This is a genomic window from Romboutsia weinsteinii, assembly GCF_002250835.2.
Taxonomy (GTDB): Bacteria; Bacillota; Clostridia; order Peptostreptococcales; family Peptostreptococcaceae; genus Romboutsia_A; species Romboutsia_A weinsteinii.
This window is the reverse complement of sequence record NZ_NOJY02000015.1, coordinates 39,821-56,512: the sequence shown is the minus strand read 5'-3', so window position 1 is coordinate 56,512 and position 16,692 is coordinate 39,821. Positions and strand designations below refer to the sequence as shown.

Sequence of the window (16,692 nt, the reverse complement as noted above, 5' to 3'; positions counted from 1 at the left end):
ATATTAATCATATTTTTGTAATAAAAATAAAAAGTACCCTAGTATTAATTAGAGTACTCAACTTTGACTTTTCTTTTTAATTTAATTACTTTTCCTGTATTATCCAAATTATATCCACCTAAAGAAATTACTTTTTCTTTAAATATTTCTTTGTTTATAACATCTAATAGAGATTTAATATAATCTGTCTTTAGCATATTTTCGTTTAATAATAAGTCATACTCTTCATCACAAATAGGTATAAAATCTAAACCAAAGATATTAGCTGCAGAATATACACCCATTCCACAATCAGCATCTCCATTTTGAATCGCCTTTGCAAGTGACATATGCGTAGATTCTTCTCTTTCATAACCACTTATTTCACTCTTTTTTATACCTTCTTTGTTTAATAAATAATCTAATAGTATCCTTGTTCCAGATCCCTTCTGCCTATTTATGTATCTTATATTTACTAAATCTTTTATACTCTTTATATTGAAAGGATTTCCCTTTTTAACAATAAGGCCTTGAGTTCTTCTTACCAGCTTAATAATAGCGACATCTTCTTCTATATATTTTTCTATATAAGGTATATTATAAGATTCAGTATCAGTATCGAATAAATGTATTGGTGCTATATGACTTTCATGTTTTTTTATAGCTAGCATCCCCTGGAAACTCCCTACATGTGTTGAACTTAGGCTTACTTTCCCTAAAGAAGACTTGATTAGTTCATCATTAATAATATCCATTACTATATCATGACTTCCAATAGATATGATTGTATTTTTTATATTATTATCATCTTTTAATAGCTCTACATTTACTAAACTACCTTCTTCTATTCCTTCTATATTTTGTGGTACCCTTATTACGCCATCAGCATGAACAAGACTTGTTATTGTACCAGCGCCTCTTTTAATCGGTGTAGCTACATATTTATTATCTATAAATCCAAGCTTAACTCTAATAAATTCTTCATATTTTAAGCTACTCATAACTCTCTTACTTAGAGCTGCATGAATTATTTTTGCTGTTTCTAAATCTTTATAGATTAGCTTTCTAAGAATCGGTTTAACCATATTTTCCATAACAACCCAAGCTGATACTGGATATCCTGGTATACCTATAATTGGTTTGCCTTGAATATGTCCAAGAATTGCTGGTTTTCCAGGTTTTATTGCAAGTCCATGTATGCAAACCTCTCCTATCTCATCTATTATGTCATATGTATAATCTTCTCTCCCTTGTGATGACCCAGCATTTACTAAAACCATATCACACTCTTTTATCGCTTGTAGTACACTATGTTTTATCTTTTCATAATTATCCTCTACAATTGGATATAATATTGGTTTTCCCTCATAATCAAGTATTAGTCCTTCAAATAATCTTGAATTAAACTCTATTATATCTCCTATCTTAGGATCAGTATATCTATCTATCAATTCAGTACCTGTAGGTATAATTCCCACCTTGAACTCCTTAAATACTTGTATCTTATCAATTCTAGCACTTATCATAGCTCCTACATCTTGAGGCTTTATATTATGAAAACTTGGTATTAACATTTCCTTTTCCACAATATCTTCACCCAAGCATCTTATATGTTGCCAAGGTATCGCCGGCTTATAAATCTTTACTTTATTGTTATCTTTTTCTAATATATCTTCTATCATTATTACTGCATCAAATTGTTTTGGAATTGGATCTCCCGTATCGACTTCAACATAATCTTTACCCTCTATAAGAGTTATTATATTTTGCTCATTTGCAAAAAAAGTAGATTTTGATTTAACTGCTACCCCATCCATAGCAGAGCAATTATAAAATGGTGATGATAGTTTAGCATACACTGCATCACTACTCATTCTATTTAAAGATTCTTCTATATCTATATATTCAGTATCTCTTACTCTACTATTTTTTAATACTGATAAATATTTTTCTAATCCTTCCTCTAAAGGTACGTTTGATAAGTATTTATTCATATATATCCCCCATGATCTTACTTAAAATAAATTTACTTTTACAGATTCTCCTTTATGTATACCTTCTAAATCTCTATCTATTCTTATATATCCATCACAGTTAGCAAAATGCTTAATCATACTTGATTTTGCTAATATTGGTGTGCATAACAACTTACCACCTTCTTCACTTATATCTACTGCTAAGTATTCTTCTCTTCCTTTCGCTTTATGATAGTTATATTTAAATTCACAAACTAAATACCTTTGCGACTTTTCTTCAAATAATGAAAGTATAAATGGTTTTAGTATGGCTTCAACTACAAATGCACAAGAAAGTGGATGTCCTGGAAGACCTAAAACTAATTTTTTATTTACTTCTGCAATAATAGTCGGCTTTCCGGGTTTCATAGCTATCCCTTCTACTAGTACTTTGCTATTTTTAAAGGATTGTATTGCTCTTACTGTTTCATCCTTTTTTCCGACAGAGCTTCCCCCTGAAATTAAAACTATATCACATTCCTTATTTGCTCTATCAATTAACTCTATTATTTCTTCTAAGTTATCTTTTACTGGAGGGTAAATTATTGGTTTACATGAAATGTTACTTAATTGACCATATAAAACGTATGCATTAATATCTTTTATTTTTGCTTCACTTATATCTTCATTTTGGTTTAGTATTTCGTCTCCGGTTGATATAATTCCTATTACTAACTTTTTATGCACCTCAACTTCTTTTATATTAGCTCCAGCAAGTACACCTAAATCTCTCTCATTTATACGATGCCCCTTTTTATATAAGATTTCGTCTTCTTTTATATCTTCCCCTACCTCCACTATATTTTCATTATGAGCTAATCCCTTTTGTACTAGTATAGTGTCCTCGCTTAACTTTTCAGTATACTCTATCATCACTACTGCTTCAGCATTTTCTGGAACCATACCTCCAGTTGGAACATACACAGCTTCTTCAGTATCTAGTATTTTAGCACAAATCCTTCCCATATCACTTTCTCCTATTATGGTAATTGGCACAGGATTCGATTCATTAGCTAGAAATACATCTCTAACTAATACTGCATACCCATCTACTAAAGATTTTCTAAAGTGAGGTACATTTAACTTTGACTTTATATCTTTTGAAGTGTATCTATTTAGACCCTCTACTAAGCTAACAGATTCTACTTTAATATCTACTCTAAAATTTTTTTTCATTATATCTAAAGCACTACTTACTTCTACAACATCAAATAGCTTCATAGTTTCCCCCTCGTAATTATTTTTTTATCCTAAAATACAGTTCTTTAATGTATCTAGTTCATTATCATTAATCATTTTTTGTTCAATTAAAATCCTACAGAAACCTAACTCTTCGAATTTATCTCTAGGATTATGTATCTTTATTTCTTTATTCTTTATATTTATCTTGTTACCCTCATTTTCAAAAACAACCTTCTTAGTAAGGTCAGCTAAGTCATCATATCTGATTAATATCTTTAAAAATGCTATACAATCCATTCCATATTCATTGCAAATATTTTCTATAGATTTTGCTTCCTCCAATGTAAATCCTTGCTTCATAATTTTATTCATTAATGTATTTTTACAATTCATAATGCACCCATAACACTTGTTATTCTCATCATAGTATGTATTAAGGTTAGTATCTCCTAATCTATTTATCATTAGATTATTTAGTTCAATCAATGTTTTTTCATCCTTAGCATTTAGTTTATTATGTTTCTCTAAAGCTATAGCTTTTATTTTTTTTAATCCCATAAGTTGACCTAAACCATTTCCCCCACAGGACTTATTAGATTCAAAAATAATTTTTGAAAATTCTACTTCGTTAACTGCTGCTACCCCTATTTGAGCCATTTCTAAATTATCCGTTTTTAAGTCTTTCTCTATCATGCTCTTTGAAGTATTAAAATTCTCACGATATATATTTCTAGCATCTTTTATACATATTGCTTCTTTATTTATATAAATATATATTGGATATTTTGATATCCCCTTAAATATTAAATAGTCATATCCGTTACATTTCATATAATGAGCAAAATGGCCTCCTACCTTAGAATTACTAGATTTTGAATAAACATCTAGTCTATTAAGGCCTATTATTCCATATCCAGCTAAAATAGGAGATTCAAAAACTAAGTCATCTTTTTCAACTATAATTTTTTCATTATCATTTATACTATATGTTTCAATTCTATGAGTATCTAATTTTATTGTAATAACTTTTCTCAATATATGCCCTCCTATTTTTATAAAGTAGCTTAGTTAAGAATTTATAAAAAACCTTTTGCAAAATAGAGTTTATCCATGCAAAAGGTTTTAATCTACATTATATTATTCAAATACAAAGAATAGAGGCTCACCATATTCAGACACTCCATATTCTTTAATTTGTTTTTGAACTGATTCTGATTTATAGTATTCTACAAGTTTATCACTTATTATTTTCATCTCCTTGTCTAGTTCACTTATTGTTACAATACTATATACATTCTTTAAACTATCATCAGCTTGCTTAACTATTTCTAAATCTAAATTATCTTTTGTAGCTAGAAAAGTACCTATATCGGTCAACGCATAAGCTTTCATTTCACTAGCCATTTGTAAAGTTGCAGCCATCCCCTTACCTACCTCATTATAGTTTTCAAATGAGTTGTCAACACCACTCTTTTCCCATAGGCTTAATTCTTTAGTATGTGTTCCAGACTCATCTCCTCTAGAGATAAATGGTAAATTATTCTCGCTTATATATTTAAATACATCAGAAGCACTTAAATCTTTCATAGATTTATTATCTGCACCATCTTTAGGACCCACTACAACAAAATAGTTATACATTATTTCAGATCTATCTACTCCATATCCTTCAGCTATAAAATCTTCTTCCTTTTGCTTTGCATGTACAAATAATATGTCAGCATCTTTTGATTTTCCTAGCTCTAAAGCTTCACCAGTACCTTTTGCAACTACATTAACTTCTACATCATTCTCGTCTTCAAACCCTTTTAATGTATCTTCTAAAAAACCTGTATCTTCTAAACTTGTTGTTGTTACTAATGTAATTTCTTTTACGGTTTCCTTACTATCCCCAGACTTTGATTGTTCATCTCCTTTTGCTGTTGAAGAACATGCTACCATAGTCATACTTAAAAAAACTAAAGTCAAAAAACTTAAAAATTTATTCCTCATATTTATCCCCCTGTAATTTGCTCTCTTTGAGCATAATTTTAATATGTAAATTATAGACTTAAAGTTAAAAAAAATAATTATTATTAAAGTAAAAATCTTTAAAGAAATTCTCTGATTTATATTTTTCTACAATATTCAAATTCTGCATAAATATAACTTCATCACTAAGCCTCTCTGCTTGAAGAAAGTCATGAGTTACTAATAAGATTGTCTTATTTTTTTCTTTTAAATCTTTAATTTTTTTTTCTACGATTCTTATAGTATCAAAATCCATGCTAGCCATAGGTTCATCCAGTAAGATACATTCTTTATTCATAATCAAGGTTCTTATAAATTGAAACTTTGCTTGCTCTCCTCCAGATAGTCTTTTAATATTAATATCTAGCATATCTTCTAGTCCAAATTCTTTTATCAACTCATTTAGACTACCCCTATCTAACAAATCTTCATTATTACTATATTTATAAATATAGTCAAAGTTATCCTCTAAGCTTCCACTTAAGTAGCATGTATCTTGTGGATGATAGCTTATATATTTATGCACTATTTTTTCATTAAACCCCTCTTTATTTATGATAATACTTCCACTTTCAAAATTGGTAATACCATACAAGAGTTTTAATAAAGTACTTTTTCCACTTCCATTGTGACCCAATATTGCATATACATATCCCTTTTTTAAGTCTAGTTTATTTATAGTAAATTTTTTTTGATTTTTCATATTCTTCTTTATTTTTCTGAAGCTTATCATATATCTACTCCCCCTGCTTAACTATCCTTTTGTAAGCTTTTTATAAAAAATGTAGACATAAAAGAAATTAAAATCAGTATAGCCGCTATCATCAATGACTCATCAAAATTTCCCATTGATGTCGATTGTGCAATATAAGTAGTCATAACCATTGTTTTACCTCTTATATTCCCGCCTACAAGCATTACTGCTCCAACCTCTGATATCCCTCTTCCAAAAGTTGTTATAATCACTATTATTAAATAATTTTTAATCTCTTTTAAGAAAATTTTTGCTATGTCTTTTTTATTTATCTGAAGAACTTTACATGTAATGAGTATTTCGTCTCCACATTTATTAAGATATTCTAACGTTAAGCTCATTGCAATTGGTATTAAAAGAAGTACTTGTGCAAGTATCATAGCATATGATGAAAATAATAGTTGAAATTCTCCCAGTGGTCCCTTTCTAGAGAGTATTAGAAATACAATAAGCCCCATAATAACAGGCGGTGTGCTCATTAATGAATTTATAATCATAATAATTTGTCTTTTTAATTTAAATTCCTTTAGATATATTAATATACTCAATAATGTTCCTGTAATAGTTGCTATAGCAGTGGCTGTGATTGTTATATATAAAGATCTAATTACTATCTGAATTACTTCTATTATCTCCATATAACGTCCCCTTTAGATTTTAATAAGTTCATTTCAACATATATTCTAGCATTCAACATTTTCACTTACAATATATGCATATGTATTTTCGTTCATCAAATCAATGTATATTTCGACATTCATCCTTTCATAGTTAACTTTTTTGTATTAATATTCAAGTTAATTAATAGTACTTAGACTTTCAATTTAAATCCACATTTTAATACTAGTATATTTGTATGTAAATTAAATATAAGTATCCTGTATTCTTACTTTTAGTTTGAAGGTTTCTAGCTTTATAGATTGAATTCTTTATATAAAAGAAATAATTCTAAGCAAAGGTTGGTGTTTATTTATGGTAGAAATGATTAAGTTTCCTTATAATAATTTAGCTATAGCAAGATTAGATTCTAATAATATAGTTCACAACCATCGTTATCATCAATGTCCTGTTGGTAGAGTTGAAAATAATATTATACACGATCATCCAGCTGACAATTCTCCTATTGGTAGAGTTGATAGCAATGGTGTAATTCACAACCATCCTACAAATGAATCTCCAGTTGGAGTAATAGATAGTAATGGATTCGTCTATTGTGGCGATAGTCAAAATTCTCCTATAGCTAAAATTAAAGGAGACGATTACTTATTATCTGGAAGTGCTTATTTACTATTAATACATGGAAATAGATAATTTTGATAAAATTTTTAAGTGTCGTATATCGACACTTTTTTTATTGTAATTCTACATATAATATTGTTATGATAGTATTATAATTTTTTACCAAAGGAGATATATCAAATGTCAGACAAATTTAAAAATACCAAAGGTAAAATAGTAGAGTACATTAAATTTAATATAATAGGAATTAGTAACTTTCTTGTATCACAAATATTTTATATAAGTTTGTATTTAATTTTTCATATACATTATTTAATTGCTTATACAATTACGAGTGTTTTAAGTATTACCGCTGCATATTTTTTAAATTCTAAATTTACATTTAAAGATAATGAATACTCACCTAAGAAGTTTACTATGACGGCTTTAGTGTATATTATTGAATATATAATCAATTTTATACTTATTTGGATCATGGTAAGATTTATTGGCATAAATGAAATAGTTGCACCAATAATTGCACCTGCATTTTCGACACCGCCAGTATTCTTTATGATGAGAGCTGTAATAAAAAAGAATAAAAAATAATAAAAAGCTGTACCAAAAATCAATTTTTGGTACAGCTTTTTTTCTATAATAATTTATTTTGTAAATATATTTATAAAGTTTATCATCTTGGTTTTTAGTACACCGCTATAATCTAATATCTGTGCTATTTGATTCTTATTGCTAGTTTCACTATTAAAATTAGCTATTTTAGCAGTAATATATCCGTCTTTTTCTTCTATTATGTAACCACAGTCCATTGTATTGTTTATCTCTAAGTCTCCAATGTCACATCCAATATCCTTTATTGCCTCTTTATCTGCACATATAATATCATCTATAAATGAAGAGTCCTTAGTTGCAAATACTACATATCTTGCATTGCTTTCTTTTGCATCACTTTTTACATATAACCTGTTTGTAAGTTCGCTTTTTTTCATATCTTTTATAACAGCATTTTTATCCATTACATCATCTAAATTTTCTTGAGTAGCTTTTATTAAACCTTCAAAATCAAATTTATTCGACTCTACTTTTAAAATGTTTAATGTATCTATATTTTCTTCTGGTATATATTTAACTACATTTTCAAAAACATAATATACATCTTTTATTTCATATCCTTTTTTCAAGTAGTCTTCTTTTATCTCATATTCTTCATCAAACTCTCTAATTAGCTTAGGTATCTCCTCTTTAGTATTAGCATCTTTTATTGCCGTCACAAATGGTATTACCTTACCTGGCTTCATTAAAAACATCTCTAATGGCTTCATAGTAATATTTGCTTCTTTTATATCATTTTCTTGAAATGCTGCTTCTATTCCATCCTCTAAGAATGCCACTTCTACTTCCATTTCATATTCTTCTTCGTCCATTATATTACTTCCAACCGGATACATTACTATTAATTTACTTTTATCAAATATATAACCAAATGAATAATCTATCTCTAACTGTCTCTTCATATTATTCTCCTTAATTTTAATTATGTACATATATTATCATAATTTAAAGTATTTATACACATTAAAAATATACGTAATAATAAGATAACTTATATATTAAGTTGTACTAATATAGCTATTTTAATAAAAATATCTGTAAATTAACTTTATATGTAGATATCAGAAAACTCTACACTCATTCTATGAATTTGGTTTGAAAGAAATGCGTCATCGCTATTGATTGCCTCATCAGTATCAACTAGCCTATCTGGTATGCTTATTATAAATTCAGAACCTTCCCCAAAAGTACTTTTGACTTCTATGCTGCCCCCATGTATTTCCGCTAGCGATTTAACTAATGAAAGACCTATCCCACTGCCTTCTCTCTCATCTCTATCACTATTTGCAATTTGTTCAAATCTATTAAATATACTACTTAGTTTATTTCTAGGTATTCCAATACCCTCATCTTTCACACTAATTTTTATGTAATCACCACATTTTATATTTACATCTATTGTCCCATTTTTCGAATTAAATTTTATTGCATTAGATATTAAATTAAGTATAATTCGTTCTATTTTATCTTGATCAAACGCAATTACCTTTTCTTCCTCATCTGTATCAAATATTATATTCATATTTTTGTTTCCTATGAATTCAGCCACTGATGAACATATAGATTCTACAAAACTTACTATATCTCCATTTTGGGGCTTATATTCTAAATATCCTGAATCTAGCTTTGTTGTATCTATTAAATTATTGGCAAGCTTTAAAAGTCTAAATCCATTTTGTTCAATTAATTTAATATATCTAGATAAATGACTTACATCTCCTTTATCTAACTCTTTTGTTTTTAGTTTAAATAATTGAAGTGAACTTAATATTATATTAATTGGAGTTCTAAGCTCATGTGATATATTTGCAAAAAAGTCCATTCTTAGTTTATTTAATCCTTCTTCAATATTCTTCTTCTCAGACTTTGACATAATTAATGCAAACATATCATCTCCTATACTATATATATCAATTGTCCAGTATTCATTAAGCATATTACAGTATTGATTTAAAGTGCAGCTATTTCCTTCTATTGATTCTTTTAAAGTATTATTAATATTATCCCAATCTAATGTTCCTGAAAATATATGGTTAATACTTTGATTTAAAATATTCATTTCATAGTTTATTATATATCTTTTTAGTGCTTCGTTAGTATCTGTAATAATCAAATCTATATAATCTCCATTGGAGTTTTTTATACCTTTCACTTCACAGTAAGCCATATTACTGTTTTCAATCATCGTTTTATATATATTAGTCCCCATAAACTCTCTCCTAACAAATTAGATTTTTCATATGTATATATTTATCTGAAAACTCTACATTAGTTTTATACACAAAATTCTTTTTATTATAAATAGTAGCACAAAGTATGATTTATATGTTTTAAAATTACATATTTTCTGTTATTTATTTATAATAAATTTTAATTTATCTAAAAAGTAAACTACATAGCAAACTTACGTACTCTAATCCACCAATATATTTAGTCGCCTCAGTACTATTCCCACTATGATTATAACACCTAGGGCTCCTGACAATGGATATATAAGGTTTACTAGTGAAGCAAAAGGTAATCTTCCTCCTATAAATCCAACTACCGAACACCCTAATGCTATTAAATTAAATTTTGTTGTTTTTTCTTTGGCAAAGCTGCTACATACACTCCATAGAAGCGGTACTGCTGTAGTATATATGCCCGCTATAAGCATAAGAGAAAACATAATTCCAATAATCTTAGATATATTATCAGCCATATATAGAGTTGGTATTTCTTTTATGTATACATTTTGAATATCTGAAATTAACCCCATATTCAGTACCATACCTGCAATCATAAAAACTAAACCACCTAGTACCCCACCCCATATACAATTTTTCTTGTTACTTGCTGTTTTACCAACACCTACTAAAAAAGGTGTTACTACTATAATATTAAGTCCGCTATAAATTAGTGGGCTCATCCACCACTTTGATACGGCCTTTGTAAGATTTAAAGATTCTATTATTTCATTCGCATTATAAAAAGTATCTAAGTTTCTTGCAACAGTTACAATACCAATACCTACAGAAATAATTATTATCATAGGACCTATATTTCCTAATATATCTATTATCTTATTCATCCCCAATATTATTGATATTAAAGCCAAAATTATTAATATAAGACTACCTAAACTTTTACTTATACCATAATACTGATTAATGGCAGCACCAGCACCAGATACCATAACAACAAAACTACAAAAGAAAAATATAGGCATGAACGCCTTAAAAAAATTGCCGATTATATCTCCGCATAAGTATGAAAATATATCATTTGTAGATCTTAATTTAACACTCTTTCCTATCTCTAGCAGAGAAGCTCCGCAGTACGCTAAGATAACCATACAAATTAAGTTCGCTACTATGCTTATGATTCCGTATGCAGAGAAAAACTGCATAATCTCTTGTCCTGTTGCAAATCCTGATCCTATACAAACAGATACATAAGTACCCGCAAACTTTATAACTTCACTAAAGTTACTTTTCTTGCTCATCTTATCCCTCCTAAATATTAATTAAATTTGTCCATAATTATTTATATGCTTGTATTACTTTAATTAATATCTAAACTTGATATAATATCACTATTCTTTGGTTTTATATTTAAATCTTTATAATTTGTAGATTGACATTCATTCTTATGTAGCCGTTTTGTAACTTATCGATTTGGCAATTCATTCATAATTCTAAACAAAAAAATAGTGGATATCTATTATTTAGATATCCACTATTTTTTTACTATTTTTCTAAAGCTTCTTTTCTTAATAATTCAGCTTTATCAGTTCTTTCCCATGCAACATCTAGGTCAGTTCTTCCAAAGTGTCCATAAGCCGCTGTTGCTTTAAATATAGGCTTTCTTAATTCTAAATCTCTTATTATAGCTCCTGGTCTTAAGTCAAAATACTTATTTATAAGTTCAACTAATACCTCATTGTCTACCTTGCCAGTTCCAAAAGTATCTACAAATATAGATAGAGGTCTTGCAACACCTATAGCATAAGCAAGTTCTATTTCACACTTGTCAGCAAGCCCTGCTGCTACTATATTTTTAGCAACATATCTTGCTGCGTAAGCTGCTGATCTATCAACTTTTGTAGCATCTTTACCTGAGAATGCTCCTCCGCCATGTCTAGAGTATCCCCCATAAGTATCTATTATTATTTTTCTTCCCGTAAGTCCTGTATCTCCTTGAGGTCCTCCTATTACGAATCTCCCTGTTGGATTTATATAAATCTTAGTCTCTTCATCTAATAGTTCAGCTGGTATTACTTCCTTAATAACATCTTCTGTTAAAGATTGTCTTATTGTCTCATTATCTACATCTTCTGAATGCTGAGTTGATATAAGTACTGTATGAACTCTAACAGCTTTATTACCGTCATATTCAACCGTAACTTGAGTCTTACCATCCGGTCTTAAGAAGTTTAATTGTCCTGACTTTCTAACTTCTGTTAACCTTCTAGCTAATTTATGTGCCAGAGATATAGGTAGTGGCATAAGCTCTTCTGTTTCGTTACATGCAAATCCAAACATTATACCTTGATCTCCAGCCCCTATAGCTTCTATTTCTTCTTCTGTTTGTTCTCCGGTTCTATTTTCTAAAGATTCATCAACACCCATAGCTATATCTCCTGATTGCTCATCTATGGCAGTAATAACACCACAAGTATCACAGTCAAATCCATACTTAGCTCTATCATATCCTATTCCTCTTATTGTTTCTCTTACTAACTTTGGTATATCTACATATGCATTTGTACTAATTTCACCAGCTACTAGTACAAGGCCTGTTGTTACTGTAGTCTCGCAAGCAACTCTTGACATTGGGTCTTTTTCCAATAATGCATCTAGTATTGCATCTGATATTTGGTCACATATTTTATCTGGATGACCTTCTGTAACTGATTCTGAAGTAAATAAATGTCTAGCCATTTTTATATCTCCTTTATATTTTTATTTTTTATTTTGTTAATATCCGTTATGTATAAATATTAAGCATTTTTTTCTATATTGTTTGCAGCAACTAAAGATAATTCTCTTAATATTTTACACGCTGTTACAGTAGATACATTAGTATTATCATAGTCCGGACTTAGCTCAACTATATCGCATCCCACCAACTTAATATTAGAGTTTTTTAATATCTTAAATATTTGCTCAAATTCCCTATATGTTACCCCTCCTGGTTCAGGTGTACCTGTTCCAGGGAATATTGATGGATCTAATATATCTAAATCTATAGTCAGATAAACATTTTTTCCATCTAGGTTATCTACTATATCTTTAAATGTGTTAATTGTTGATACTTCCATATATGTGTGATTTTCCTCTAATGCAAATTCAAATTCATGTTTTGTTCCTGATCTAATTCCAAACTGGAATATTCTATTATCACCAAGTATATCCCATACCCTTCTTATTACAGTAGCATGAGAGTTTTTATTATTATTATATTCTTCTCGTAAATCAGTATGAGCATCAAAATGAAGTACGTATACATCATTATACTTTTCATAAATCGCCTTAAAGGCAGGGAGAGTAACTAAGTGCTCTCCACCTATCATAAAAGGAAATTTATTGTCTTGTACAATCTTTTTACTTCCTTCATATATTTCATTTAATACCCTATCCGTGTCCCCTATACTTAGCTCTAAATCCCCTATATCACATATCTTATAGTCTTCTAAATCTAGTTTTAATACAGGACTATATGTTTCAAGTCCATATGATTCTGATCTCATTGCGCCGCTTGCAAATCTAGTTCCTGGCCTATTTGATGTAGTACCATCAAACCCAGTTCCAAATACAACTACATCAGCATCTTCATATGGAATATCCATACTCATAAATGTACTTATATGTGCAAACTTATTTATCATCATTTAACATATCCCTCACATATTGAGGTAACATAAATGCACCTGTGTGTATGTCACTGTTATAGTATTTAGTTTTTAGGTTTAATGCCTCCCAAGTTTCTCTATCTTGATCTTTTAGTGGATCAAACTTCTTAGATGCAAATCCAAATAACCAATGCCCAGATGGGTATGTTGGTATATGAGCTTGATAAACTTTAGTTATAGGGAATAAGTTTGTTATTTTTTCATTTGCTCTTTTCATTTCTTTTGCATTAAAGTCAAAATATGGGCTTTCATTTTGATTTACAAGTATTCCTTCATCCGTTAGCACTCTATAGCAATCACTATAAAAATCTATTGAAAATAATCCTTCTCCAGGTCCTATTGGATCCGTAGAGTCAACTATTATTAAGTCATAAGATTTATCACTAGCATTTTTTACAAAAGCTACTCCATCCTCAAAGTATAAGTTTACTCTTGAATCATCTAGTTTAGCAGCACATATATCAATATACTCTCTAGATACATCTACAACCATTTTATCTATCTCTACCATGTCTATCTTTTCGATTTGTGGATAACGAGTAAGTTCTCTCACTGTTCCTCCATCTCCACCACCAATAACTAAGACATTTTTTATGTTCATATTAGTAGCCATGGGAACATGAACTATCATATCATGATAAATAAATTCATCTTTGTAATTTACCATCATTAATCCATCTAATGTCAAAAACTTTCCAAACTCCTTACTTTCAAAAACATCAACTTTTTGAAAATCGGATTGACCGCTAAAAAGCTGTCTATCTACTTTTATTGAGAAACGTACATTGTCAGTCCACTCTTCTGTATACCAAAGTTCCATTTCTATCCTCCATACGAATTTATTTTATGTATTTATATTTTCTATATTTGTTTTTATTTCATCTATATGTCGATTTGTATATTTTTTATTTTTATGTTAAAATTTAAGTTCGAATTTATTTTTATGTAATTATAATCTTTGTATTTTTATAATGATTATAACTTTTTATATTTTTATTTTTATTTAGGTACTTATTATTTATATTGCTTCTGGCTTATGAGTAATATTGCCTAAATCTTTTTTTGCAAATTTTTGTATTTTACTAGTTAATCCTCTAGGTATTTCTGTTGATTCACTTCTCTCTGATTTTAGTAAATCTTCTAGCATTTCAAAGCTTTTCCACGGATCTATATCTCCACAAGTGAAAAAGTCTGCAGCTGCATATCCATATTCTGGCCAAGTATGAATCGTTAAGTGAGACTCCGCAATTATTACAGCACCTGAAACTCCCCACGGATTAAAGTGATGGAAAACAGAATCAACAATTGTTGCTTTAGCATTTAAAGCTGAGTTGTTCATATATTCTTCTATTACTTTTGGATTTGTAAGAACTTCCTCATCGCAATTATAATACTCTACAAGTATATGACGCCCTAATGTTTCAAATTTCATATTTACCACTCTCCTTATTTAATTTTCTTTTATTACAAGTATTGTGTCTAAACTCTTGTCTTTCATATCAGTTAGATATGCCTTACTTTCCCTAAGTAAATTTATATACTCAAGTATTTCAATTGTTATCACTTCGCCTGGTGAAACTATTGGTATTCCAGGTGGATATACCATTATCGACTCTGCACATATTCTATTTATAGATTTTTTAAAATCTATACTTTCTTTTTGCGAATAAAATGCTTGCCTTGGATTAAGCCTCACTATTGGACTAATTTGCTTTGTTTCAAGTATACTTGCGCTTCTATATTCACTGTATTTTCTAGAAATTATATCCAGTGATTTTATAAGCTTATCTATATCTTGCTTTGTAGTTCCAATAGATACTAACGCTAATATATTATATAAATCTCCAAGTTCTAATTGAACACCAAATTCTTGATACAAAATATCATAAACTTTGAATCCAGTTAAATTAAGACCTTTTACATTTATGCAGAGCTTCGTCTCATCAATATATTCAACTCCATCACTATCTAAAATCTCAGTTGTAACAACCTTTATTCCTTCAATTTTATTCAGTTTACTTTTTGCATATCTTGAAAGATTTAAAGCCTTTGATAACTGTTCTTGCCCATTTGATATTAAATTATATCTTGCACCATCTATACTAGCCATTAGTAGATACGATGCTGATGTTGACTGTAGCATATTTATTGACTGAGACACTTTTTCGCAATCAATATTGCCTTTATTAACTAAAAGTGATGATGCTTGCGTAAGTGCTCCTCCTGTTTTATGAATGCTTACAGCTGCCATGTCTGCACCTAAATCCATAGCTGATGGTGGTAGATCTTGGTGAAATGGAAAATGTGCTCCATGCGCTTCATCTACAAGTACAAGTACAGATTTTTCTCTACATAATCTAATTATTTCACTTAAGTTTGAACAAGCTCCGTAGTACGTAGGGTTTAATAAAAATATAGCTTTGATATCATTATTTTTATCTAAAGCTTCTTTTACTTTGGTAGTACTTATATTTAAACTTATACCTAGCTCTTCATCAAACTCAGGCTGTATAAATACTGGCTGACCTCCACAAAGTATCAGCGCATTTATGACCGATTTGTGAATATTACGAGGCAATAGTACTTTATCATTTGGATTGATAACACTCAAAATCATTGCATGTATAGCTTGAGTAGTTCCATTAGTAATAAAAAAGGCTTCATCACTTTTATAAGCATTAGCTAGCAAATCTTGAGCCTGCTTTATAATTCCATTTGGTTTAGATACATTATCCATAAATGGAGAAGAATTTATATCCATCTTCATTATCTCATTGCCAAAGTAATTATTTAATACTTCTACACCTTGGTCTCTTACATGTCCTGGTACATCAAAGCATGCAATTTCTTTTTGAGAGTAATTCTTTAATGTTGAGAGTAGTGGAATTTGTCCCTCATCTAACTTAATTACCTGAGCTAAGTCGCCATCTATAATTCTCACATCATCCATCCTTTCATTCGAATTTTATAATATCATTTAAAACTTAATTTTATTATACTTATTATATATA

16 protein-coding genes are annotated in these 16,692 nt (G+C 29.2%); 2 read left to right on the top strand and 14 right to left on the bottom strand.

Annotated elements, in window-relative coordinates:
* Positions 1-44 precede the first annotated feature (44 nt).
* From CHL78_RS10425 to CHL78_RS10400, 6 genes are all read right to left on the bottom strand, one after another.
* Positions 45-1,973 (bottom strand): molybdopterin biosynthesis protein, encoded by a 1,929-nt coding sequence (locus CHL78_RS10425; RefSeq protein WP_330408614.1) that lies wholly within the window; start codon positions 1,971-1,973, stop codon positions 45-47.
* 21 nt (positions 1,974-1,994) lie between these two features.
* Positions 1,995-3,215 carry a molybdopterin molybdotransferase MoeA gene (locus CHL78_RS10420; protein WP_094369060.1) on the bottom strand — a complete coding sequence of 407 codons (1,221 nt, stop codon included), beginning with the start codon at positions 3,213-3,215 and terminating at the stop codon, positions 1,995-1,997.
* A gap of 24 nt (positions 3,216-3,239) precedes the next feature.
* Positions 3,240-4,211, bottom strand: a complete 972-nt coding sequence (locus CHL78_RS10415) for an aldehyde ferredoxin oxidoreductase N-terminal domain-containing protein (protein ID WP_158540680.1) — start codon at positions 4,209-4,211, stop codon at positions 3,240-3,242.
* Positions 4,212-4,313: 102 nt separating this feature from the next.
* Positions 4,314-5,168 carry a substrate-binding domain-containing protein gene (locus CHL78_RS10410; RefSeq protein ID WP_094369058.1) on the bottom strand — a complete coding sequence of 285 codons (855 nt, stop codon included), beginning with the start codon at positions 5,166-5,168 and terminating at the stop codon, positions 4,314-4,316.
* A 64-nt stretch (positions 5,169-5,232) separates the two neighbouring features.
* Positions 5,233-5,919, bottom strand: a complete 687-nt coding sequence (locus tag CHL78_RS10405; protein WP_094369057.1) for an ABC transporter ATP-binding protein — start codon at positions 5,917-5,919, stop codon at positions 5,233-5,235.
* A 17-nt stretch (positions 5,920-5,936) separates the two neighbouring features.
* Entirely contained in the window at positions 5,937-6,578 is a 642-nt protein-coding gene (locus CHL78_RS10400; RefSeq protein WP_199534027.1) for an ABC transporter permease, read from the bottom strand.
* Positions 6,579-6,912: 334 nt separating this feature from the next.
* Here CHL78_RS10400 and CHL78_RS10395 point away from each other — a divergent pair, with 334 nt between their 5' ends.
* Both CHL78_RS10395 and CHL78_RS10390 read left to right on the top strand, forming a co-directional pair.
* Positions 6,913-7,251 carry a hypothetical protein gene (locus tag CHL78_RS10395; RefSeq protein WP_094369056.1) on the top strand — a complete coding sequence of 113 codons (339 nt, stop codon included), beginning with the start codon at positions 6,913-6,915 and terminating at the stop codon, positions 7,249-7,251.
* A gap of 108 nt (positions 7,252-7,359) precedes the next feature.
* Positions 7,360-7,767 (top strand): GtrA family protein, encoded by a 408-nt coding sequence (locus CHL78_RS10390; RefSeq protein ID WP_094369055.1) that lies wholly within the window; start codon positions 7,360-7,362, stop codon positions 7,765-7,767.
* A 53-nt stretch (positions 7,768-7,820) separates the two neighbouring features.
* Here CHL78_RS10390 and CHL78_RS10385 read toward each other — a convergent pair whose 3' ends face one another.
* From CHL78_RS10385 to CHL78_RS10350, 8 genes are all read right to left on the bottom strand, one after another.
* Positions 7,821-8,690 (bottom strand): hypothetical protein, encoded by an 870-nt coding sequence (locus tag CHL78_RS10385; RefSeq protein WP_094369054.1) that lies wholly within the window; start codon positions 8,688-8,690, stop codon positions 7,821-7,823.
* 146 nt (positions 8,691-8,836) lie between these two features.
* A complete protein-coding gene (locus CHL78_RS10380) occupies positions 8,837-9,997 on the bottom strand; it encodes a sensor histidine kinase (RefSeq protein ID WP_094369053.1) in 1,161 nt (386 codons plus the stop codon).
* 204 nt (positions 9,998-10,201) lie between these two features.
* Positions 10,202-11,272 carry a YkvI family membrane protein gene (locus tag CHL78_RS10375; protein ID WP_094369052.1) on the bottom strand — a complete coding sequence of 357 codons (1,071 nt, stop codon included), beginning with the start codon at positions 11,270-11,272 and terminating at the stop codon, positions 10,202-10,204.
* Positions 11,273-11,516: 244 nt separating this feature from the next.
* Positions 11,517-12,710 carry a methionine adenosyltransferase gene (gene metK, locus CHL78_RS10370; RefSeq protein WP_116041455.1) on the bottom strand — a complete coding sequence of 398 codons (1,194 nt, stop codon included), beginning with the start codon at positions 12,708-12,710 and terminating at the stop codon, positions 11,517-11,519.
* Between the two features lie 59 nt (positions 12,711-12,769).
* Positions 12,770-13,657 (bottom strand): agmatinase, encoded by an 888-nt coding sequence (gene speB, locus CHL78_RS10365; RefSeq protein WP_094369086.1) that lies wholly within the window; start codon positions 13,655-13,657, stop codon positions 12,770-12,772.
* Positions 13,647-14,501: a polyamine aminopropyltransferase gene (speE, locus tag CHL78_RS10360; protein WP_094369083.1), complete on the bottom strand. Its 855-nt coding sequence runs from the start codon at positions 14,499-14,501 to the stop codon at positions 13,647-13,649. Before speE ends, speB begins: the two co-directional genes overlap by 11 nt.
* Positions 14,502-14,699: 198 nt before the next feature.
* On the bottom strand, positions 14,700-15,113 hold the full coding sequence (speD, locus tag CHL78_RS10355; RefSeq protein WP_094369084.1) for an adenosylmethionine decarboxylase: 414 nt from the start codon (positions 15,111-15,113) through the stop codon (positions 14,700-14,702).
* 18 nt (positions 15,114-15,131) lie between these two features.
* On the bottom strand, positions 15,132-16,622 hold the full coding sequence (locus CHL78_RS10350) for an aminotransferase class I/II-fold pyridoxal phosphate-dependent enzyme (protein WP_330408612.1): 1,491 nt from the start codon (positions 16,620-16,622) through the stop codon (positions 15,132-15,134).
* Between the last annotated feature and the right edge of the window lie 70 nt (positions 16,623-16,692).

Excerpts from the sequence above, each read along its gene's own strand:
- speE (WP_094369083.1), bottom strand. The coding sequence starts at position 14,501 with ATGGAACTTTGGTATACAGAAGAGTGGACTGACAATGTACGTTTCTCA.
- CHL78_RS10410 (WP_094369058.1), bottom strand. The coding sequence starts at position 5,168 with ATGAGGAATAAATTTTTAAGTTTTTTGACTTTAGTTTTTTTAAGTATG.
- CHL78_RS10395 (WP_094369056.1), top strand. The coding sequence starts at position 6,913 with ATGGTAGAAATGATTAAGTTTCCTTATAATAATTTAGCTATAGCAAGA.
- CHL78_RS10375 (WP_094369052.1), bottom strand. The coding sequence starts at position 11,272 with ATGAGCAAGAAAAGTAACTTTAGTGAAGTTATAAAGTTTGCGGGTACT.
- CHL78_RS10400 (WP_199534027.1), bottom strand. The coding sequence starts at position 6,578 with ATGGAGATAATAGAAGTAATTCAGATAGTAATTAGATCTTTATATATA.
- CHL78_RS10425 (WP_330408614.1), bottom strand. The coding sequence starts at position 1,973 with ATGAATAAATACTTATCAAACGTACCTTTAGAGGAAGGATTAGAAAAA.
- CHL78_RS10390 (WP_094369055.1), top strand. The coding sequence starts at position 7,360 with ATGTCAGACAAATTTAAAAATACCAAAGGTAAAATAGTAGAGTACATT.
- metK (WP_116041455.1), bottom strand. The coding sequence starts at position 12,710 with ATGGCTAGACATTTATTTACTTCAGAATCAGTTACAGAAGGTCATCCA.
- speD (WP_094369084.1), bottom strand. The coding sequence starts at position 15,113 with ATGAAATTTGAAACATTAGGGCGTCATATACTTGTAGAGTATTATAAT.
- CHL78_RS10420 (WP_094369060.1), bottom strand. The coding sequence starts at position 3,215 with ATGAAGCTATTTGATGTTGTAGAAGTAAGTAGTGCTTTAGATATAATG.
- CHL78_RS10385 (WP_094369054.1), bottom strand. The coding sequence starts at position 8,690 with ATGAAGAGACAGTTAGAGATAGATTATTCATTTGGTTATATATTTGAT.
- speB (WP_094369086.1), bottom strand. The coding sequence starts at position 13,657 with ATGATAAATAAGTTTGCACATATAAGTACATTTATGAGTATGGATATT.
- CHL78_RS10380 (WP_094369053.1), bottom strand. The coding sequence starts at position 9,997 with ATGGGGACTAATATATATAAAACGATGATTGAAAACAGTAATATGGCT.
- CHL78_RS10405 (WP_094369057.1), bottom strand. The coding sequence starts at position 5,919 with ATGATAAGCTTCAGAAAAATAAAGAAGAATATGAAAAATCAAAAAAAA.